Below are 21,185 nucleotides of genomic sequence, written 5' to 3' on the forward strand. Positions count from 1 at the left end.
TCTCCTGTTAGTGGGCGACTGCAGCAGCGCCGTGTTCGTCGATCAGCGCACCGTTGTGGAAACGGTCGATGGAGAAAGGTGCAGCCAACGGGTGCATTTCACCCTTGGCGAGGCTGGCGGCAAACACGTTGCCCGAGCCCGGAGTCGCTTTGAAACCACCGGTACCCCAACCGCAGTTGAAGAACATGTTCGGCACCGGTGTTTTCGAGATGATCGGGCACGCATCCGGGGTGGTGTCGACGATGCCGCCCCACTGGCGGTTCATCCGTACGCGGGACAGCACCGGGAACATCTCGACGATGGCCTGGATGGTGTGCTCGATCACCGGGTACGAGCCGCGCTGGCCGTAGCCGTTGTAGCCGTCGATACCGGCGCCGATCACCAGGTCGCCCTTGTCGGACTGGCTGATGTAACCGTGCACGGCGTTGGACATGATCACGCTGTCGATAATCGGCTTGATCGGCTCGGACACCAGCGCTTGCAGCGGGTGGGATTCGATCGGCAGACGGAAGCCGGCCAGTTTGGCCATGTGCCCGGAGTTACCGGCGGTGACCACGCCGACGCGCTTGGCGCCGATGAAGCCCTTGTTGGTTTCAACGCCGATGCACACGCCGTTTTCCTTGCGGAAACCGATCACTTCGGTCTGCTGGATCAGGTCCACGCCCAATGCGTCAGCGGCACGGGCAAAGCCCCAGGCCACGGCATCGTGACGGGCCACGCCGCCGCGACGCTGAACGGTAGCGCCCATCACCGGGTAGCGAGTGTTTTTCGAGCAGTCGAGGTACGGAATCTCGTCAGCCACTTGCTGAGCGGTGAGCAGTTCGCCGTCGACGCCGTTGAGGCGGTTGGCGCTGACCCGACGCTCGGAATCACGAATGTCCTGCAGGGTGTGGCACAGGTTGTAAACGCCACGCTGGGAGAACATCACGTTGTAGTTCAGGTCCTGGGACAGACCTTCCCAGAGTTTCATCGCGTGTTCATACAGGTGCGCCGACTCGTCCCACAGGTAGTTGGAACGCACGATGGTGGTGTTGCGCGCGGTGTTACCGCCGCCCAGCCAGCCTTTCTCGACCACGGCCACGTTAGTGATGCCGTGTTCCTTGGCCAGGTAGTAGGCGGTCGCCAGACCATGCCCGCCGCCGCCGACGATGACCACGTCGTAGACTTTTTTCGGAGTCGGCGTGCGCCACATCTTCTGCCAGTTTTCGTGGTGGCTGAGGGAGTGTTTGAAGAGGCCGAAGCCTGAATAGCGTTGCATAGTCATTTACTCCAAAACCGCGCTCAGCGATAAACCGGGAAGTCCGCGCACAGGGCCGCCACATGCTTGGCAACGTTGGCCTCGACATCGGCGTCGCCGAGGTTGTCGAGGATGTCGCAGATCCAGCCGGCCAGCTCAATGCACTGGGTCACCTTGAAACCGCGCGTGGTGACCGCCGGGGTGCCGATACGCAGGCCCGAGGTGACGAACGGCGATTGTGGATCGTTCGGTACGGCGTTCTTGTTCACGGTGATATGGGCACGACCCAAGGCGGCGTCAGCTTCTTTACCGGTCAGGCCCTGACGGATCAGGCTCACCAGGAACAGGTGGTTGTCAGTACCGCCGGACACTACATCGTAGCCACGTTTGATAAAAACGCCGGCCATTGCCTGAGCGTTGTCGATCACTTGTTGCTGATAGGCCTTGAAGCCCGGTTCCAGCGCTTCCTTGAAGCACACGGCCTTGGCGGCAATCACGTGCATCAGCGGGCCGCCCTGGCCACCGGGGAACACGGCAGCGTTGAGTTTCTTTTCCAGCTCTTCATTGGCCTTGGCCAGGATCAGACCGCCACGTGGACCGCGCAGGGTCTTGTGGGTGGTGGTAGTGACCACGTCGGCATACGGCAGCGGGTTCGGGTACAGGCCAGCAGCGACCAGACCGGCCACGTGAGCCATGTCGACGAACAGGTAAGCACCGACCTTATCGGCGATCTGACGGAAACGTGGGAAATCCAGGGTTTTCGAGTAGGCCGAGAACCCTGCAATGATCATTTTCGGCTTGTGCTCGACCGCCATGCGCTCGACTTCGTCGTAATCGATCAGCCCGGTGGCGGTGTCGATGCCGTACTGCACCGCGTTATAGAGCTTGCCGGAGAAGCTGACCTTGGCGCCGTGGGTCAGGTGACCACCGTGAGCCAGGCTCATGCCCAGAACGGTATCGCCGGCCTGCAGCAGCGCCAGGAATACCGCGGCGTTGGCCTGGCTGCCGGAGTGCGGCTGGACGTTGGCGTAATCGGCGCCGAACAGCAGTTTGGCGCGTTCGATGGCCAGCGCTTCGACTTTGTCGACGTGCTCGCAGCCGCCGTAGTAGCGCTTGCCCGGGTAGCCTTCGGCGTATTTGTTGGTCAGGCCGCTGCCTTGCGCTTCCATAACACGCTTGCTGGTGTAGTTCTCTGACGCGATCAGCTCGATGTGATCTTCCTGGCGCAGCTCTTCGGCATTCATCGCCGCCAGCAGTGCATCGTCGTAACCCTTGATCTGATCTTGCTTGCTGAACATCGCATCTCTCCCAGCGGCGGCGGTGCGCCTTTCGTCTCGGTGAGGCACGTACCTTTCGGCAGTGCCCTTTGGATGCGATGGTATGGCCGGCTTCGAGTGGTCAAATGCCTATGGACGCCACGCAAAGGTGCGTTTACGACATGACCCGATATCGAGGGGAAAATGCTGACGGCTCTTGTGGCGCAGTGATGTTTCAAGGTTTGCAGGAGACACGTGCATAATCACTCAAGCTGTTTGCATTTTTCCTACAGAAACTGAGCGTGTGCTCCCCTGCCAATCTTGGGTACAGTGCGCACCATCATCGACCACGGAAGCCGGCCATGACCGACAAGAGCCAACAATTCGCCAGCGACAACTATTCCGGCATCTGCCCCGAAGCCTGGGCCGCCATGGAACAGGCCAATCAAGGTCACCAACGCGCCTATGGCGACGATGAGTGGACCGCACGCGCCTCGGACGATTTCCGCCAACTGTTCGAAACCGACTGCGAAGTGTTCTTCGCCTTCAACGGCACCGCGGCCAACTCGCTGGCGCTGTCGTCGCTGTGCCAGAGTTACCACAGCGTGATTTGCTCGGAAACCGCCCACGTCGAAACCGACGAATGCGGCGCACCGGAATTCTTCTCCAACGGCTCCAAGCTGCTCATCGCTCGCACCGAAAACGGCAAGCTGACCCCGGAATCGATCCGCGAAATCGCCCTCAAGCGCCAGGATATTCACTACCCCAAACCGCGCGTCGTGACCCTGACCCAGGCGACCGAAGTCGGCAGCGTCTACACCCCGGAAGAAATCCGCGCCATCAGCGCCACCTGCAAAGAGCTGGGCCTGAACCTGCATATGGACGGCGCACGCTTCTCCAACGCTTGCGCGTTCCTCAACTGCTCGCCCGCCGACCTGACCTGGAAAGCCGGTGTCGACGTGCTGTGCTTTGGCGGCACAAAAAACGGCATGGCGGTGGGTGAGGCGATTCTGTTCTTCAATCAGAAACTGGCTGAAGACTTCGACTACCGCTGCAAACAGGCCGGGCAACTGGCCTCGAAAATGCGTTTTCTCTCGGCGCCGTGGGTCGGCCTGCTGGAAAACGACGCCTGGCTCAAACACGCCCGCCACGCCAACTACTGCGCGCATCTGCTGGCCGAGCTGGTAAGCGACATTCCAGGGGTTGAACTGATGTTCCCGGTGCAAGCCAACGGCGTGTTCCTGCAACTCTCGGAATCGGCCGTCGCGGCCCTGACCGCCAAGAGCTGGCGTTTCTACACCTTCATCGGCAAGGGCGGCGCCCGCTTCATGTGCTCGTGGGACACCGAGGAAGAGCGGGTACGGGAACTGGCGGCGGATATTCGGGAAGTGATGGTGGGGTAATACCCTCAGCGCAATGAAATAAAACAGTGTGGCGAGGGAGCTTGCTCCCGCTCGGCGGCGAAGCCGTCGTGAATTCAGCAAACACGGTGTGCCAGCCACACCGCATGCTCAGGATTTGGGGCTGCTCCGCAACCCAGCGGGAGCAAGCTCCCTCGCCACAGAAAGTATCCACGCCCCCCTGCACCCTGACTGCTTGCATCTGAAGACTTGGTCTACATTGACTCAGATAAAAACAATCAGGAGCGCATGCATGTCATTACAAGGCAAAACCCTGTTCATTACCGGCGCCAGCCGTGGGATCGGCCGCGAGATTGCTCTGCGCGCTGCGCGAGACGGGGCCAACATCGTGATTGCCGCCAAAAGCGCCGAACCGCACCCTAAACTTCCCGGCACCATCTTCAGCGTGGCGCAGGAAGTCGAAGCGGCGGGAGGCAAGGCGCTGGCATTGCAGGTGGATGTTCGCGATGAAACCGCAGTGCGAGACGCAATGGCTAAAGCCAGCAAGCGTTTCGGCAGCATCGATGCACTGATCAACAATGCCGGGGCGATCAAGTTGACCGGGGCTGCGCACATCGAACTCAAGCGCTTCGACCTGATGCACCAGATCAACACCCGCGCCGTCCTGCTGTGCAGCCAGGCCGCCCTGCCTTATCTGAAAAGGACCGGCGGGCACATCCTCAACCTTTCGCCGCCGTTGAATCTGGCAACCAAATGGTTCGCCCAATACAGCCCCTACACCGTGACCAAGTACGGCATGAGCATGCTGACCCTGGGCATGAGCGAGGAGTTCAAGGCCTACGGCATCAGCGTCAATTCGTTGTGGCCGCAGACCATGATCGCCACCGCCGCCATCGAGTTCCAGCTAGGCTCGCGCGAGTCGTTCAAGCATGCCCGCACGCCCGCAATCATGGCCGATGCCGCCCACGTCATTCTGAGCAGCGCCAACCGCAGCATCACCGGCCGCTTGATGATCGATGAGGAAATACTTCGCGAACATGGCGAAACCGAATTCGATCATTACCGCTTTGAGCCGGACAACCAAGCGACGCTGATGCCCGACCTGTTTGTGGATTGAAATACCAACCAATGTGGGAGCGAGCCTGCTCGCGATGAGGCCGGAGCATTCAACATTGATGTTGACTGATCCACCGCCATCGCGAGCAGGCTCGCTCCCACATTGGGTTCTGCGGCGTTCATTAGAACTCGATGCGCACATCGCCCTTCGGCACGCTGCAGCACGACAGGATGTAACCCTCGGCTTCGTCTTCTTCGGTGATCCCGCCGTTGTGCTCCATGTCGACCTCCCCGCCCAGTTTCATCACCTTGCACGTCCCGCAAATCCCCATCCCGCAGGCTTTCGGAATCAGCAGGCCAAGTTTGGCGGCAGCGGCGTGAACGGTTTCGCCGGGCGCCACGCGGATGCTTTTGCCGGACGCGGTGAATTCCACCTGATGCAGATCCGCCACGTCGATTTGCGGGGCATCGGCCGCTTGTTCGGCGTGTTCCACGGCGTCGGCGCGGGCCTCGGGCGGCGTGGCGCCGAAGGACTCTTCGTGATACCGCGACATGTCAAAGCCAGCGGCTTCCAGCAGGCGTTTGACCGCGTGCATGTAAGGCGTCGGACCGCAGCAGAACACTTCGCGCTCAAGGAAGTCCGGCGCCATCAGCTCCAGCATTTTGTGGTTCAGGTAACCGCGATAACCGGCCCACGGCTCACCCATGCCATGTTTTTCGCAGATCAGGTGCAGGCTGAAGTTGTCGATCCGCGACGCCATGTGCTCCAGCTCGCGGTGATAGATGATGTCTTTCGGCGAGCGGGCGCTGTGGATAAACACCATGTCGACGTTGCCGTTGGTGTCGTAGAACCAGCGAGCCATGGACATCACCGGGGTGATCCCGACGCCACCGCTGAGATAGAGCACTTTGGGCGCGGTGAAATCCATGGCGTTGAACAGCCCGACCGGCCCGTGCACCGCCAGCTCCTGGCCTTCGTGCAGGGTGTCGTGCAGCCAGTTGGAGACCTTGCCGCCCGGCACGCGCTTGATGGTCACCGAAAAACTGTAAGGCACCGACGGCGAGCTGGAAATGGTGTACGAGCGCATGATCGGCACGCCCTCGATTTCCAGCTCCAGGGTGACGAACTGCCCCGGCTTGAAGAAGAACATGATTGGCTGGTCAGCCATGAAGCAGAAGGTGCGCACGTCCCAGGTTTCCTGGATGACTTTGACGCAACGGACAATATGTCGACCATTGGCCCAGGTCTGGGTGGTTACCGGATTCAGGAAACTATTGGACATGCTGATCTCCACGGCCGACTGTCGGCCTCATGTTGCCGATTCTGCTTAAGGCGTGAGGTGGCCACTTACCTATCTACGACATTCACGTACTTATCGCGACCAGCCCCCAACCACCGGGGGTTGCGCGTCGGGAACAGATTGGGACATGTCGCCCATGGATAAGGTTCTGGCCTGCGCCGGCCCCACACTCGCTTCAACAGACAAACACTGTTTTCTGCCTTGCGTAGCAACCCTGATTAGCCACTATTCGCCGGCCACACAGATGGCCATGAGGACTTAAACGATGGACGTCACCACTACCCTGAGCCTGGGCGATCCACTGGAACCCGCACGCAAGGCCACTGCACAGATGCTGCAAGAGCGCGAGCGCACGTTCTCGCTGCCACAGCCGTTCTACTCCGATGAGCGGTTGTTCGATATCGACATGCAGGAAATCTTCCAGAAAGAGTGGCTGATCGCCGGCATGACCTGCGAAATCCCGACCAAGGGCAACTACCTGACCCTGCAGATCGGCAAGAACCCGATCATCGTGATTCGCGGTGCCGAAGGCGTGGTTCACGCCTTCCACAACGTCTGCCGCCACCGTGGTTCGCGCCTGTGCACCAGCGAAAAAGGCAAGGTCGCCAAACTGGTCTGCCACTACCACCAGTGGACTTACGAGCTGGACGGTCGCCTGTTGTTCGCCGGCAGCGAGATGGGCGACGACTTCGACATGAAGCAGTACGGCCTCAAACCGGTCCACGTGAAAACCGCCGGTGGCTACATCTTCATCAGCCTCGCGGAAAACCCGCCGGCCATCGATGACTTCCTGTCGACACTGAACCATTACATGGAACCGTACGACATGGAGAACACCAAGGTGGCGATACAAACCACCCTGGTAGAACAGGCCAACTGGAAACTGGTGCTGGAAAACAACCGCGAGTGCTACCACTGCAACGCCTCGCACCCGGCACTGCTGAAAACCCTGCTGGAATGGGACGACGTTACCGACCCGCGTGCCGATCAGGCGTTCAAGGACCACGTAGCCGCTTCCGCTGCTGCCTGGGAAGCCGAGAAGATTCCTTACGCTCACGCCAGCTTCGGCCTGCGTAACCGCATCGTGCGCATGCCACTGCTCAAGGGCACCGTGTCGATGACCCTGGACGGCAAGCAAGCCTGCAAGAAACTCATGGGCCGGATCCAGAACCCGGACCTGGGCTCGATGCGCATCCTGCACCTGCCGCACTCGTGGAACCACTGCATGGGCGATCACATCATTGTGTTCACCGTGTGGCCGATCAGCGCGCAGGAAACCATGGTCACCACCAAATGGCTGGTGCACAAGGACGCCGTCGAAGGTGTGGATTACGACGTCGACCGCATGCGTGAAGTCTGGGACTCCACCAACAACGAAGACCGTCGTCTGGCCGAAGAGAACCAGCGCGGGATCAACTCCACGGCGTACCAGCCAGGCCCATACTCCAAGACCTATGAGTTCGGTGTGGTGAACTTTGTGGATTGGTACAGCGAGCGTCTGCTGAGCAACCTGGGTGCAGAGCCTGCGCCTTACCTCAAGGGCGTGCCGGTTCACGGTTAATAGCAAAAGCATCGCGAGCAGGCTCGCTCCCACATTGATTGATGTTGTTCGCAGCATATGTGAACACCGCCAATCCCTTGTGGGAGCGAGCCTGCTCGCGATAGCGTCCTACCAGTCACCACATCCCTCCCCTGAATACACTCCCCTCATCTTTAGAACTGTACGAAATATGATCTATTGCGTTCAGGCCTATGCTGCACGTGGCTTACAGCCTTCCGCGAACAAGTTATCCACACCTCCACCCACAGCTAATGGGGACAACTGTGGAAATGCTGGAGTTTTCTCCACAGAAACTGAAGAAAATCCGTGACTTATCCAGAAGCAGGGTTTTCGGCAGCGATTGAGTGTTTTTTGATCAAAAGCCTGTAGGCCACGGTTTGCATGGCTCACAGAGGACCGCGAACACGTTATCCACAGAAGCGCCAACAGACTTTGGGGGCAACTCCACAACACCTTCAGTGCTTTGTGGAAAACTGCGTCCAGACGGTATATTTCGCGGGTTTGAGTGACAGGAGAAGGGTAAAAAACAGCATTTGGTTACTTATTAACCAGAAGCTTGAAAGCCCCGACCTGTATGGCTTACAGCGGACAGCGAACATCTTATCCACAGAAGCGCCAACAGAGATTGGGGGCAAGTCGTGAACAGGCGATTCCCTTATCCACTGAAAAAAGCTCGAAAAAACAACGACTCAGGTTGGTCGTTTTTCGTACAGAGGCTTGCAGGGCTTGATGTGCATGGGGTGTAGCGAGGGGTGAACATGTTATCCACAGAAGCGCTAACAGGGATTGTGGGTAAATGCATAACAACTGTGGGAGCGGGCTTGCTCCCACAGGGATTTGGTCGATGCCTTAAGGCCTATACATCAAATAGGCTTCACCCGTGACCCGAATCATCGGGTGGGGTGTGATCTGGCAAGTATCGACAATACGGAAGCCATGTCGCTCATAAAACCGACGGGCGCCGGTGTTCGCCGCATAGTCGATCAGGCTCAGGCCGTTGAGCCCCAGCTCGTTGGCACGGTCGTAAGCGTAGGCGAGAAATTGTTGGCCCAAGCCCTGATTGCGCCAACCCTCATGCAGCGCCAGGCTCGAAATATAGAGGGTGTCGGGGATTTCCATCTTGGCATACGGCGCCAGGACCGGATCGGTTACGGGCGCTGCCAGCGGATCGTATCGCATCACGTAGCTGTGCAGCATGCCGATGACCTTTCCCTCTGCCTGCGCGATCACGCAGTTTTGATAGGAAAAATCCACATCTTCACGGGCATAGCGACTGGCACCGACATCCAGCAGGTCCTGGCCGGGCTGCGCCAGTTGGCTCCAGATGTAATCCGCGGCACCTTCTGATGAAATCTGGAACAAGCGAGCAATCTCCCGCGCATCCGCGCGCAGGGCCGAACGAAATTCAACTGCCATTTACCGGGCTCCACAGGACGGTTAGCGAACCACGCCTTCTTCAATCAGCAACTTGAGAATCGCCTCAGCCCCGGCCTCGGCACTCAACCCCTTGAGCACTTGCCCGCCACCGCCGCTGGCCTTGGCCGTGGCGGCTTTCATCCGGTCGGCGCCGCTCTTGGCCTTGATCACTTTCAAGCGCTTTGGCCGTGGCTTGGCCGGTTGCAACGTCGCAACCGCCAGCAGTTCGTCGTCGATGATCTCAACGTCCTCCGCCTGCAACACGCCACGTCGAGCCGGACCGAAAGCGCTTTGCCGGGGCTTGGACGCGGCGTTATCCACAGTGGCGAGAAACGGCAGGCGCACTTTCAAGCGCCGACGCTGGCCACGGGGCAAGGCTTGCAGCACCAGGGCCACGCCGCCATTAATGGACTCGACCTGCGCCAGCCCGACCACCAGCGGCCAGCCAAGGCCTTCCGCCAGCAGGAACGGCAACATGCCCGAGCCTTCGCCGGTTTCCGCCTGACTGCCGGTCAGTACCACCTGCGCGCCGGCATCTCGCAAATAAGCGGTCAACGCTGGCAATGCGTCCGCGCCCTGAGGTTGTTCCAGCACGTGCAGCTGTTCCAGGCCCATGCCCAGGTAAGCGCGCAGCGCAGGCTCCTCGACATCACCGGCATGCAGCACTTGCAGGTTATCCCCGGCCAGTTGCAAACCGAGTTCAACCGCCCGCGCATCCTGCTCGGCGCGGCGTGGCCGGCCCGAGGTCGGGTGGGCGCCGATGGACACCAGGCTGATTACATGAGTACTCATAACCCTTTCCTTCTCTTAAGCCGCATCGCGCTTGGCGTCGTTGCGGTAAGCCTCTACCGCCGCGATCAAGGCCTGAAGAATGTCCGCGCTTTCACCAATTACCGACAGGTCGGCGCGTTTGATCATGTCGCAGCCAGGATCAAGGTTGATCGCCACCACCTTGTCGCAGGCACCGATGCCTTGCAGGTGCTGGATCGCCCCGGAAATCCCCACGGCCACATAGACCCGCGCCGTGACCCAGGTGCCGGACGCGCCAACCTGACGGTCGCGGGCCATGAAGCCGTCGTCCACCGCGACTCGCGATGCACCTTCGGTGGCACCGAGAGCAGCGGCCGTCCTGTGGAAAAGTCCCCAATCCTTGACCCCGTTGCCGCCCGAGAAAATAAACTCGGCCTCGGCCATCGGAATCGCTGCCGGGTCGACCGCCACCGCGCCCAGGTCCTCGATCCGCGACAGGCTGCGAGCAACCGTTGTGGATAACTCCACCGGCAACGCTTCGTGACGGGTTTCGCTGACCGGCTCGGCGCATTCCACCGCCGCCAGAATCAAGCGTGCGACGGGGCGCGCCAAGTCTTGCAGACCGGCACCGGCACGGCCGATGCATTCTTGATCCTTGACCTGCCAGACCCGCGTGGCCGGGCGTTCACCGAGTGCCGCGGCAAAACGTCGACCCAGTTCACCGCCACCGCTGCGGCTGTCCGGCAGCAGCCAGTGACGTGGATTGAACTGGTTATCCACAGCCCGCAGGCCCTGCACCCGTTGTTCCGGTGCATAGCCATTGAATGCTTCGCCATCGAGCACCAGCAGGCGGTCGACACCTGCGGTGGCGAAGGCGTTTTCCTTGTGTTCGCCAAAGACCACCGCCAGCACGGCGCCGTCCTTGCCGGCCAGTTGATGGGCCAGGCCCAGCAGGTCGCGGTCGTGGCTGCTCAAACGGCCGCCGACCATGTCCGGCACCACGCTGATGTAGAACGCAGGTGTAGCCACCTGATGCAGCGGCAGTTGCACTTCAACAGCCGCCGTACGTTTGGTCGCCCCGCCCTGCTGTGCACCACTGCGGTCAATCCGCTTGATGCCATTGGGGCCGATGAAACCGATGCCGTGAGGATTCTTGCGAATGATCCCGTTGGGGCCCATCCAACTGTGTTCCACCGGTTGCATGGCGGCGTGCAGCGGATGCAGACGGTTGCGGGCGATCCATTCGGCGCGCGGATCGCGGCGGATAATGTCGCTCATCAGTGGGCCTCCGCAGGTTGACGTTTGATCGGTGCCGGTGACTTGCTGGGCGCCGTGTCTTCGAGCAGCGCATCGGCCACCAGTTCGGCGATGTCCTTGATCAGTGGACGTGGTTCGACCACGCCTTCCAGCATCGCGGTGCACTGTGGACAACCCACGGCTACCAGTTCGGCACCGGTTTCGCGGATGTCATCCATGCGCATGTCAGGGATCCGTTGCTTGCCCGGAATGTCAGTGATCGGCGCACCGCCACCTCCACCACAGCAGCGCGAGCGGAAACCGGAACGTTGCATTTCCTTGACCTCGATCCCCAGCGCTCGCAGCACCTGGCGCGGCGCCTCGTATTCGCCGTTGTAGCGGCCCAAGTAGCACGGGTCGTGATAGGTCACGCTGTTGCCTTTGTGCTGGCCAAGGTTGAGTGCGCCAGCGTCGATGATTTCCGCCATGTAGGTGCTGTGGTGCTGCACCTGGTAGTTGCCATCGAAGGCGCCGTATTCGTTCTTCAGCACGTGGAAACTATGCGGATCGCAGGTGACGATGCGGTTGAAGCGGTATTTGGCCAGGGTCTGGATGTTGCGTTTGGCCAACAGTTGGAAGGTCGCTTCATCGCCCAGACGACGGGCCACGTCACCGCTGTCACGCTCTTCAAGGCCAAGCACGGCAAAGTCGACTTTCGCGGCTTTCAGCACTTTGACGAAGGCGCGCAAGGTGCGCTGGTTTCGCATGTCGAAGGCACCATCACCGACCCAGAACAGCACGTCGGTGGATTTCTTCTCGCTGAGCAGCGTCAGGTTCAGGTCCGCCGCCCAGTTCATCCGCCCGCCCGGGGCGAAACCGCCAGGGTTGTCGGTGGCGATCAGGTTTTCCAGGACTTCAGCGCCCTTGTTTGGCGTCGCGCCTTTTTCCAGGGTCAGGTGACGGCGCATGTCGACGATGGCGTCAACGTGCTCGATCATCATCGGGCATTCTTCGACGCACGCGCGGCAGGTGGTGCAGGACCAGAGGGTTTCAGCGTCCACCAGACCGTTGACGATCGGTTGATGCGGGTTACCGGCATGTTCACCGATGGCCTTGCCTGGATAAGGACTGCCAGCGAACTTGGCGTCGGTGCCACCGGCCAGACCAACGACCATGTCCTGAATCAGTTTTTTCGGGTTCAGCGGCTGGCCAGCGGCGTACGCCGGGCACGCCGCTTCGCATTTACCGCACTGCACGCAGGCGTCGAAGCCCAGCAGTTGGTTCCAGGTAAAATCCTTGGGCTTTTCCACGCCCAAGGGGGCTTGCGGGTCGTCCAGGTCAAGCGGTTTAAGACCCGTAGAACGACCTCCACCAAAACGTTCGGCGCGACGGTGCCAGGCCAGGTGCAAGGCACCGGCGAAGGCATGCTTCATTGGCCCGCCCCAGGTCATGCCGAAAAACATCTCCGAGACGCCCCACAGCACGCCGAGCCCAAGCACCGCGGCCAGCAACCAGCCACCAAAGTCAGCCGGCAGAATCCCGGCCACCGGCAAGGTTGCCAGGAAGAAGCTGATGGAAAACGCCATCAGGCTTTTCGGCAAGCGCATCCACGGGCCTTTCGACAGCCGCGCTGGCGGGTTGCGCCGGCGCAGGTAGACGAAGATCGCCCCGCCAAACATCAGCAAGGAGGCGAACAACAAGGCGTAGCCGAGAATGCGGTTATGCAGGCCGAAACCATGCACCAGAATCGCCAGCACCGCCGCCAGCACAAAACCGCCAGCGGTGGCGACGTGAGTGTTGGCGATGTATTTGTCCCGCGCCACCACGTGGTGCAGGTCAACCATGTAGCGTTTGGGCATGGCCAGCAGGCCGCCGATCAGATCGACCTTGGACGCACGGCCCCGGCGCCACATAGCCACCCGCCGCAGCGCGCCCAGGACAGCCAGGCCCAGGGCAGCGAACAGCAGGATTGGAAGAAGGGTGTTCAACATGTGGAGCTCCCAAAGACCTCGGGTCTTGCAGGCTTAACTACCTGGATGCCTTGCTCGAATCCTGTGGGAGCGGGCTTGCTCGCGAAAGCGGCGGGTCAGTCGACATCAATGTTGAATGTCAGTCCGCCTTCGCGAGCAAGCCCGCTCCCACTAAGGTTTCCACAAGCGCTTAGAAATCCTTGCACAGCCGCAGTGCGTCGTAGATCGCCGCGTGCGTGTTGCGCTGGGCCACGCAGTCACCGATGCGGAACAGCAAGTAGCCGTCACCCGGTTGGCTCAACGATGGCTGAGGCTTGATCGCGAACAGGGCTTCGATGTCCATCTGGCCTTTGTTGCGCGAGCCTTCCTTCAACGCGTAGTAGATTTCTTCGTCCGGCCGCACGCCGTTCTCGACCACCACCTGGTCGACCACCCGCTCCTCTTTGGCGCCGGTGTATTCGTTCTCCAGCACCGCCACCAGCTTGTCGCCTTCGCGGTAGACCTTCTCCAGCATCATGTCGCCGGTCATGATCACTTCTTTCGGGTACATGCTGCGGTAGTAAGTCGGGAACGACGTACCGCCGATGGCCACACCCGGCTTGATGTCGTCGGTGACGATCTCGACCTGGCTGCCCTTGTCGGCGAGGAAGTCCGCCGTCGACATCCCGGTGAACTCGCAAATGGTGTCGTAGACCAGCACGTTCTTGCCCGGCGCCACCTTGCCGTCGAGGATGTCCCAGCTGCTGACCACCAGGCCTTCAGCCGCGCCCCAGTGTTCGTTCTGCTCCAGGAACGGATGACCGCCGACAGCGAGTACCACCACGTCTGGACGCAGGTCGAGGATGGTGGCCGCATCGGCTGCCACGCCCAGGCGCAGGTCGACTTTCAGACGCGCCAGTTCCAGCTGGAACCAACGGGTGATACCGGCAATCTGGTCCCGTTGCGGGGCTTTCGAGGCAGTAGTGATCTGCCCGCCGATGAATTCTTTCTTCTCGAACAGGGTCACGTCGTGGCCACGTTCGGCCGACACGCGTGCCGCTTCCATCCCGGCAGGACCGGCTCCGACCACCACGACTTTGCGTTTCACACCGGTCGATTTCTCGATGATGTGCGGCACGCCCATGTATTCACGGGAGGTCGCGGCGTTCTGGATACACAGTACGTCCAGGCCCTGGTACTGACGGTCGATGCAGTAGTTGGCGCCAACGCACTGCTTGATCTGGTCGATCTGGCCCATCTTGATCTTGGCGATCAGGTGCGGGTCCGCGATGTGGGCACGGGTCATACCGACCATGTCGACGTAACCGCCTTCCAGAATACGCGTCGCCTGGTTCGGGTCCTTGATGTTCTGCGCGTGCAGCACCGGGGCCTTGACCACTTCCTTGATACCGGCCGCCAGGTGCAGGAACGGCTCCGGTGGATAACTCATGTTGGGGATAACGTTGGCCAGAGTGTTGTGGGTATCGCAACCCGAACCCACGACGCCGATGAAGTCGATCATGCCGGTGTCGTCGTAGTACTTGGCGATCTGCTTCATGTCCTCATGGCTCAGGCCATCAGGGTGGAATTCGTCACCGCAGATACGAATGCCGACGCAGAAGTCCGGACCGACTTCCTTGCGCACCGCCTTGATCACTTCCAGACCGAAACGCATGCGGTTCTCGAAGCTGCCGCCCCATTCGTCGGTACGCTTGTTGACCCGCGGGCTCCAGAACTGGTCGATCATGTGCTGGTGCACCGCTGACAGTTCAACGCCGTCCAGGCCACCGGCCTTGGCCCGCGCGGCTGCGCTGGCGTAGTTGCCGATCACCCGCCAGATTTCTTCCGGCTCGATGGTTTTGCAGGTCGCGCGGTGCACCGGTTCACGGATGCCCGACGGCGACAGCAGGGTCGGCCAATGCTCGCCATCCCAACGCGAGCGACGGCCCATGTGGGTAATCTGGATCATGATCTTGGCGCCATGCTTGTGCATGGCATCGGCCAGGTTCTGGAAGTGCGGAATGATCCGGTCGTCGGCCAGGTTGACCGACTTCCACCAGCCTTGCGGGCTGTCGATGGCCACGCTGGAGGAGCCGCCGCAAATCGCCAGGCCGATCCCGCCCTTGGCTTTCTCTTCGTAATACTTGACGTACCGATCGGTGGTCATCCCGCCGTCGGTGGCGTAAACCTCGGCATGCGCGGTGCTGAGCACGCGGTTGCGGATGGTCAGTTTGCCGATCTGGATCGGCTGGAACATTGCTTCGAAAGCCATGGCAGGATCCTCGACTTACAACGGCTTGACGGTGAACAAGCCGTCGTCGTGGCCTTCTTCGGAGCCACCGTAAACCTGTTCGGCGACGGTGCGAATCTTGCTGCCGCGCGCCTGCAGAATCTGGTCCATGGCACCGGCAAACCAACCGGTGAACATGTAGTCAACCTTGCGTCCGACCTTGCCGTAGACGTAGACGAACGCCGAGTGTTCGAGCTTGACGCTGGCGGTGCCTTTGTCGAGGTCGATGTCCTGGATCTTGAACAGGCCCCAGCCACGTTGCGACAGGCGCTTCATGTAGTGCTCGAACACCGCAACGCCTTCCAGGCCGTGGCATTCAGCTTCTTTTTCACACCAGTGCCAGGCGGATTTGTAGCCGGCCTTGTAGAGGATCTCGGCATAGGCCTCAGCGCCCAGCACTTCCTCGATACCCATATGGTTGTTGACGAAAAAGTGACGCGGCACATACAGCATCGGCAGGGCATCAGAGGTCCAGACACCGGTTTCGCTGTCGACTTCGATTGGCAATTGCGGGGCGATTTTGGCCATGGAAACTTAACTCCAGAAAATTCGTTGTGTTGTCGTGCCGTAGCAGCTGTCGAGCCTGCGAGGCTGCGTTGGGCTGCGAAGCGGCCCCCGAGGGCGGTCCCGCGGACCGCAACGCAGCCTCGTACCTGGGCAGCTGCTACAGGGATCGTTTTTTGGAAGTGGGGCTTATTCGCCCCAAACGTCTTTCAAGACGTTCACCCAGTTTTCGCCCATGATCTTGCGCACCACACGCTCGGAGTGGCCGCGCTTGAGCAGCGTCTCGGTCAGGTTCGGGAACTCGCCCACGGTGCGGATGCCCAGCGGGTTGATGATCTTGCCGAAGCTGGTCAGACGGCGGGCATAACCCTTGTCGTGCGTCAGCATTTCGAAGAAATCCTGGCCATGACCCTGGGTGAAGTCGGTGCCGATACCGATCGCGTCTTCACCCACGATGTTCATGGTGTATTCGATGGCTTCGGCGTAGTCGTCGATGGTCGAATCGATGCCTTTGGCGAGGAACGGCGCGAACATGGTCACGCCGACAAAACCGCCGTGGTCGGCAATGAACTTCAGTTCTTCATCGGACTTGTTGCGCGGGTGTTCTTTGAGACCCGACGGCAGGCAGTGGGAGTAGCACACCGGCTTCTTGGATTCGAGGATGACTTCTTCGGACGTCTTGGAGCCGACGTGGGACAGGTCGCACATGATGCCGGCGCGGTTCATTTCCGCGACGATTTCACGACCGAAACCGGACAGTCCGCCATCACGCTCGTAGCAACCGGTGCCCACCAGGTTCTGGGTGTTGTAGCACATCTGTACCACACCAACCCCGAGCTGCTTGAAGATCTCGACGTAGCCGATCTGGTCTTCAAAAGCATGGGCGTTCTGGAAGCCGAAGATGATCCCGGTCTTGCCCTGTTCTTTGGCGAGACGGATGTCGGCAGTGGTCTTGACCGGAATCACCAGGTCGCTGTTCTCGCGGATCAGCTTCTGGCTGGCGGCGATATTGTTGATGGTCGCCTGGAACCCTTCCCACACCGACACGGTGCAGTTGGCCGCGGTCAGACCGCCCTTGCGCATGTCTTCGAACAGCTCACGGTTCCACTTGGCAATGATCAGTCCGTCGATAACGATGCTGTCGGCGTGCAATTCGGCTGGGCTCATCAGGCTGTCCCCTTGTTAGCGATTCATGCGCCGAATCGTCTGCCGGCGCTTTGGGGTCAGCATATGCTTGAGGGCCGGGGCAGCCGGGTGCAAAAACGACAGGGGAATTGCCGAAAGCGTCAATACGCGACAAAGGGTCTCACCAGGGGCTGATTGCCCACCTGTTCTTTAGCTCGCGCTTGGGCCAGAATTCGCCGCATCACTGGATGCTTCACTGGAATAAAAGGGCGGCGACGCAATGAAATCGATCTTCCTGGCTTTGGCACTGATAGCGACCGGCGTACAGGCGGCAGAAGAAGCCGACAAGAACCCGTGCGATGCGGTCGAAAACGACGTCCAGACCCTGGAGTGCTCGACCTATAGCAAAAACACCGCCGAACAGCTGCTCAAGGACAATTTCCAGGGCTTGCTGGAGCGGATGAAAACCCAATACGCAAACAACAAGGCGCAGTTGGCAGACATCACCGGCAAACTCCAGACCGCTGAACAGCTCTGGATAAAGTCACGGGATGCCGATTGCGCGATTGCGGTGTTCCCCGCAGCGGCGGGCACCAAGACCTACACCATGGACCTGAACGATTGCCTGTCGAGCAAGAGCGACGAGCGGTCGGAGTTTCTTGAGTCGATTGGGCAGGAGTAAGACGCTAGAGCGCTTTCCATACCGACTCGAGCGTTATCAACAACTTCTGGCTTTGCGCCTTGTCGACGTCCAATTCGGCGCAACTGACAGTCCAGGCGGCAAAAGCATCCAGCGTCTGCTCGATGTAATGCTCTGGCTTGAGGAAACTAAAGGCCTTACAGACCTCAACGATTGCCTTGCGCGAGGGATTGCCCCTCCCTGCGAAAGCCGTGGTGTGCTCATTGCCTCGCCCGCCCGTGCTGGAAAACGTCAGGTCGTAGGCCGGTGCCAGCTTCCACCCGGCGAGCCCACCAAAGAACGAGAAGTTTTTGGCGTGGTCGTCACGATTGTGGGCCAAGGCGTTGAAGACCATCAATCGGGCCATTTTCTCGACTTCGACCGCATCCTTGGTCATCGCCCAGGTTGCGCGTAGCAAATCTGCGTAATCAAGGCTGGGCGTGCGAAAGTCAGCGTACAGAATGGCCGAGGCGCTCAGCATGTGGCGCTTGGAATCTGATTCACGGTCAAAACGCTTTGTCGCGAAAAACCGTTCGACACCCTTGACGGTTTCGACCTGAAACAGCTCCGACTCGGAAATCTCGACACCTGCCTTACGCGCCATCAGCGCATAAACCTGTTCGATGGCACCGCTGTCCCGATGTTCGTCTTCGTTGCGGAACTTGATCAGCCAGTGTCCGTATCCCTCGGGCATTTCACCGAATGACGACACCGCCCGACGCTTGTCCGGGGACAACCCGATAACTGCCTTGGGTCGCGCACCGCCGGGAGAACCGCCGGCCAGGCGCAAGGACGTGATCACCTCGTCGGTGCTGCCGGACAGTATCGTCTGCGATGCTTCATAGAGGGCCGCCAGGTCGAGGTCTTCCGAGGTCTCTATCGCTTCGAACATCGGCACGTATTCCAAAGCGCCCATACTCCGGTTCCCCATATACGCCAGGCGATCCAGCGGTCCGATGGCGTGGCGCTCAATGCCCAATTCGCTTCGGAAGAAGCGATCCATGAGCAACAATCCCCAACCGTCCGGCAACGAATCGCTAAAAGCGCCATGCAAGCCGCTGAACAGCTGCGGGTCGGCGGCCCTCTGGGGATTCACCGAGAAGTCCATGTGAAACGGGGCAAGGTTGAACCCACTCGCCAACCAACCCGGGTCATAGGAGAAAAACAGGCCTTGGCGAGGAATCGCGACCAGCTCGCCGACTCTTGCCCCCTGAAGCCTGACGCTGATTGCGGTAACGGGTTTCATGGTCGACCTCGAGATCTGCCGTAGTTTTTAAGCTCCTGAAGACTCAGGGACGGTGGCGACATGAACAAACCGGTCAGGGGCTCTTCCACCCCAAGGCAAATAGCGATCAACAACAAGCCGTCGAGGGAAATCTTCCCGGTGGTTTCAAAGCGTTTGATATTTGACTCAGGCACGCCTGACTTCAAGGCGAGCGCTCGGCGTGAAAAATTCTTGCTCAGCCTCAGCCTCTTGGCGTTTTCGGCGATCTGCAGCGCGATCTCGCCGGGCGAGTAAAGGACATGGGTAAGGGCCATGATTCGACCTCAGGGTGAGTGCTGGCAAGTGTAGCAGCGGGATGGAACAATAAAAAATAACGGACAATATATGGCCAAAATATGCTGATATACCTTATTAATGGACAATATATTGTCTCTTATATAAACAACCTTCTATTCCCATGACCTCACTGGATCCCCGACCGAAAGGGACTCATCCAACCATCATCAGCCCATCAGCTTTGACCGCTTGCGTCAGGTGCGCGACCATCGCCCGTCACTCAACGCATCCCTCCAAGGCTGGCCCATGAAAATCTGCGGTATCGAAATCAAAGGCAGTGAAGCGATCATCGCCGTCGCCTCTCTCGACAATCAGGCGCTGACTCACGTCGCCCTGAACACCAAGAAAATCGCCCTCGACGACGATGACGAGGCCGTCAACGTCAAAGCCTTCGCCGCGCAGGTCAGCGCGTTTGTCCGCGACAACGGCATCGAGCGCATCGCGATCAAGAAGCGCAGCAAAAAAGGCGAGTTCGCCGGCGGCCCGACCACCTTCAAGATCGAAGGGGTTTTCCAGTTGCTGGATAACTGCGACGTCACACTGCTCTCGCCGCAGACCATCAATGCACAGAACAAGAAGTTCGACTTTGCGCTGCCAGCCACGCTGAACAAGTATCAGCATGAGGCGTACAAAGCGGCGTGTTCGGGGCTGATGAAAAAGTAGGCTTACTGAGCCTTCTGGGCGTGATAGTGCTTGAGCCAGTCGGCAAACGACTTGTCCTCAAGCGCGTAAGCGCCGCGATTCGATTTCCAGACCAGTTCCTTTTCACGCAGGGCATCGATGCACGCCTGAATGGTCTGGGTGCCCGGCACCACGTCACTGCCCATCGCTTCCAGCGCTTTTGCCACCGCCACCAACGTCGCGTCGGTGAAGGGTGCAAAAGGTTCGTTGCTCTGCGAGCGCTCGACCATGACTTGCAGTACTGCACGCTGTGCAACGGTCAGGGCGTTCCAGGCGCTTTCAAACTCGGTCCACACGCCTGCACGCAACAACTCGGCGCTGCTTCGCAGCAATTGGCTCAGATTACTGGCTTCGCCCAGCTCCAGAGCCACCTCACCAATAATGGTACGGAGCATTTCAGGTCGACGCCCTACCAGCTCGAAAGCCTCGTCGATGTCTTCGGCGACAAACTGGTTGGTCTGCGCCAAATGGGCATTCAAGTGGACGGTGTAGGCTTGGGTGAACGCTTTGTTCAATAGCGGGAACGGGGTAATGCTGGAACCGTAGAAAGGCTGGTTTCGGCTCAGCACAAGGTGAGCCAGCTTGTCGCGATTGGAACCGGTGAACACCAGACGCAAGCCACTGGAATCGCCCTCACGCCCTTGATTGAGCTGGTCCCGAGCGGCCTTGAGCCCGAACATGGCGTTGACCCCCGCCGCAGTGCTCAACGCATGCTGGGCTTCGTCGATCACCAGCACAACCGTCTTGCCGCAAGCGTTGTGCAGCAGTTCCAGGGCTTGAGTCAGCGTCGCGCCTTCGGGCAATTGTGGCTTGCTGAAATCCCAGGACAGCGTACGCAGGAAACTGAGTTTCTCGACGCCCATCGACTTGGCCAGTTTTCGAATGCCCTTCTCATACGGCACCAATGCCCCCGCAATCGCGGCGGCGATCAGGTCACCAGGATCTTTTTCCCTGTTAGCCCAGAGATCAACGTAGACCGCCAACCAACCTCGGGATTCACATTCCGGTATCAGGTCTTCGCGCAGGAAAGTACTTTTCCCGGTACGCCGTGGCGCGGCCAGGAACAGGCCAGAGGTGTAATCCTGAATTCCGGCCCCCATCAAACCATCGGCAATATTTTGAGCCAGGCTGGGTCGACGGAACACAAAACCGGGGCTTTTCGACATGGCTTTATACTCAATTATTTAAACGACTATAATTTATAGTCGAGAGTATAAATTAC

At 59.7% G+C, this 21,185-nt stretch carries 18 protein-coding genes; 5 read left to right on the plus strand and 13 right to left on the minus strand.

What is annotated here, in order from left to right:
* Nucleotides 1-7: 7 nt before the first annotated feature.
* Together NTD87_RS07385 and glyA are read right to left on the minus strand one after the other, a co-directional pair.
* A complete protein-coding gene (locus NTD87_RS07385; protein WP_262112936.1) occupies nt 8-1,258 on the minus strand; it encodes a sarcosine oxidase subunit beta in 1,251 nt (416 codons plus the stop codon).
* A 23-nt stretch (nt 1,259-1,281) separates the two neighbouring features.
* Nucleotides 1,282-2,535, minus strand: a complete 1,254-nt coding sequence (gene glyA, locus NTD87_RS07390; RefSeq protein ID WP_262112938.1) for a serine hydroxymethyltransferase — start codon at nt 2,533-2,535, stop codon at nt 1,282-1,284.
* A gap of 320 nt (nt 2,536-2,855) precedes the next feature.
* On the opposite strand from glyA, the gene NTD87_RS07395 reads away from it, so the two are divergent.
* Nucleotides 2,856-3,896 (plus strand): low specificity L-threonine aldolase, encoded by a 1,041-nt coding sequence (locus NTD87_RS07395; RefSeq protein ID WP_262112940.1) that lies wholly within the window; start codon nt 2,856-2,858, stop codon nt 3,894-3,896.
* A gap of 250 nt (nt 3,897-4,146) precedes the next feature.
* The gene (locus NTD87_RS07400; RefSeq protein WP_262112942.1) at nt 4,147-4,971 is read left to right on the plus strand and encodes an SDR family oxidoreductase; all 825 of its coding nucleotides are present in this window, start codon (nt 4,147-4,149) and stop codon (nt 4,969-4,971) included.
* A gap of 121 nt (nt 4,972-5,092) precedes the next feature.
* Here NTD87_RS07400 and gbcB read toward each other — a convergent pair whose 3' ends face one another.
* Complete coding sequence (gene gbcB, locus NTD87_RS07405) at nt 5,093-6,193, minus strand: glycine-betaine demethylase subunit GbcB (RefSeq protein WP_262112944.1); 1,101 nt, start codon at nt 6,191-6,193, stop codon at nt 5,093-5,095.
* Between the two features lie 283 nt (nt 6,194-6,476).
* Here gbcB and gbcA point away from each other — a divergent pair, with 283 nt between their 5' ends.
* On the plus strand, nt 6,477-7,772 hold the full coding sequence (gbcA, locus tag NTD87_RS07410; protein WP_262112946.1) for a glycine-betaine demethylase subunit GbcA: 1,296 nt from the start codon (nt 6,477-6,479) through the stop codon (nt 7,770-7,772).
* An 849-nt stretch (nt 7,773-8,621) separates the two neighbouring features.
* Here gbcA and NTD87_RS07415 read toward each other — a convergent pair.
* The 7 genes from NTD87_RS07415 to NTD87_RS07445 all read right to left on the minus strand — a co-directional run bounded on the left by NTD87_RS07415 (nt 8,622) and on the right by NTD87_RS07445 (nt 17,084).
* Nucleotides 8,622-9,188: a GNAT family N-acetyltransferase gene (locus NTD87_RS07415; RefSeq protein WP_262112948.1), complete on the minus strand. Its 567-nt coding sequence runs from the start codon at nt 9,186-9,188 to the stop codon at nt 8,622-8,624.
* 21 nt (nt 9,189-9,209) lie between these two features.
* A complete protein-coding gene (locus tag NTD87_RS07420; protein ID WP_262112950.1) occupies nt 9,210-9,980 on the minus strand; it encodes an electron transfer flavoprotein subunit beta in 771 nt (256 codons plus the stop codon).
* 15 nt (nt 9,981-9,995) lie between these two features.
* Complete coding sequence (locus tag NTD87_RS07425; protein WP_262112951.1) at nt 9,996-11,216, minus strand: electron transfer flavoprotein subunit alpha/FixB family protein; 1,221 nt, start codon at nt 11,214-11,216, stop codon at nt 9,996-9,998.
* On the minus strand, nt 11,216-13,165 hold the full coding sequence (gene dgcB / locus NTD87_RS07430; protein WP_262112952.1) for a dimethylglycine demethylation protein DgcB: 1,950 nt from the start codon (nt 13,163-13,165) through the stop codon (nt 11,216-11,218). Before dgcB ends, NTD87_RS07425 begins: the two co-directional genes overlap by 1 nt.
* Nucleotides 13,166-13,334: 169 nt before the next feature.
* Nucleotides 13,335-15,395 carry a dimethylglycine demethylation protein DgcA gene (gene dgcA / locus NTD87_RS07435; RefSeq protein WP_262112953.1) on the minus strand — a complete coding sequence of 687 codons (2,061 nt, stop codon included), beginning with the start codon at nt 15,393-15,395 and terminating at the stop codon, nt 13,335-13,337.
* Nucleotides 15,396-15,410: 15 nt separating this feature from the next.
* Nucleotides 15,411-15,941, minus strand: a complete 531-nt coding sequence (locus tag NTD87_RS07440) for a DUF5943 domain-containing protein (protein WP_007947752.1) — start codon at nt 15,939-15,941, stop codon at nt 15,411-15,413.
* Nucleotides 15,942-16,106: 165 nt separating this feature from the next.
* Nucleotides 16,107-17,084 carry a dipeptidase gene (locus NTD87_RS07445; protein WP_123426508.1) on the minus strand — a complete coding sequence of 326 codons (978 nt, stop codon included), beginning with the start codon at nt 17,082-17,084 and terminating at the stop codon, nt 16,107-16,109.
* A gap of 238 nt (nt 17,085-17,322) precedes the next feature.
* Here NTD87_RS07445 and NTD87_RS07450 point away from each other — a divergent pair, with 238 nt between their 5' ends.
* Nucleotides 17,323-17,724: a lysozyme inhibitor LprI family protein gene (locus NTD87_RS07450; protein WP_262112954.1), complete on the plus strand. Its 402-nt coding sequence runs from the start codon at nt 17,323-17,325 to the stop codon at nt 17,722-17,724.
* A gap of 4 nt (nt 17,725-17,728) precedes the next feature.
* Here the strand turns inward: NTD87_RS07450 and NTD87_RS07455 are convergent, their stop codons facing one another.
* Both NTD87_RS07455 and NTD87_RS07460 read right to left on the minus strand, forming a co-directional pair.
* Nucleotides 17,729-18,967: a type II toxin-antitoxin system HipA family toxin gene (locus tag NTD87_RS07455; RefSeq protein WP_262112956.1), complete on the minus strand. Its 1,239-nt coding sequence runs from the start codon at nt 18,965-18,967 to the stop codon at nt 17,729-17,731.
* Nucleotides 18,964-19,260 (minus strand): helix-turn-helix domain-containing protein, encoded by a 297-nt coding sequence (locus tag NTD87_RS07460; protein ID WP_071553013.1) that lies wholly within the window; start codon nt 19,258-19,260, stop codon nt 18,964-18,966. Before NTD87_RS07460 ends, NTD87_RS07455 begins: the two co-directional genes overlap by 4 nt.
* Nucleotides 19,261-19,528: 268 nt before the next feature.
* Here NTD87_RS07460 and NTD87_RS07465 point away from each other — a divergent pair, with 268 nt between their 5' ends.
* Nucleotides 19,529-19,945, plus strand: coding sequence for a DUF3010 family protein (locus tag NTD87_RS07465; RefSeq protein ID WP_262112959.1), 417 nt, complete (start codon nt 19,529-19,531; stop codon nt 19,943-19,945).
* Nucleotides 19,946-19,947: 2 nt separating this feature from the next.
* On the opposite strand, the gene NTD87_RS07470 is transcribed toward NTD87_RS07465, so the two are convergent.
* The gene (locus NTD87_RS07470) at nt 19,948-21,129 is read right to left on the minus strand and encodes an ATP-binding protein (RefSeq protein WP_262112962.1); all 1,182 of its coding nucleotides are present in this window, start codon (nt 21,127-21,129) and stop codon (nt 19,948-19,950) included.
* Nucleotides 21,130-21,185 lie beyond the last annotated feature (56 nt).

The sequence above is a fragment of the Pseudomonas sp. 6D_7.1_Bac1 genome, from assembly GCF_025465945.1.
Taxonomy (GTDB): Bacteria; Pseudomonadota; Gammaproteobacteria; order Pseudomonadales; family Pseudomonadaceae; genus Aquipseudomonas.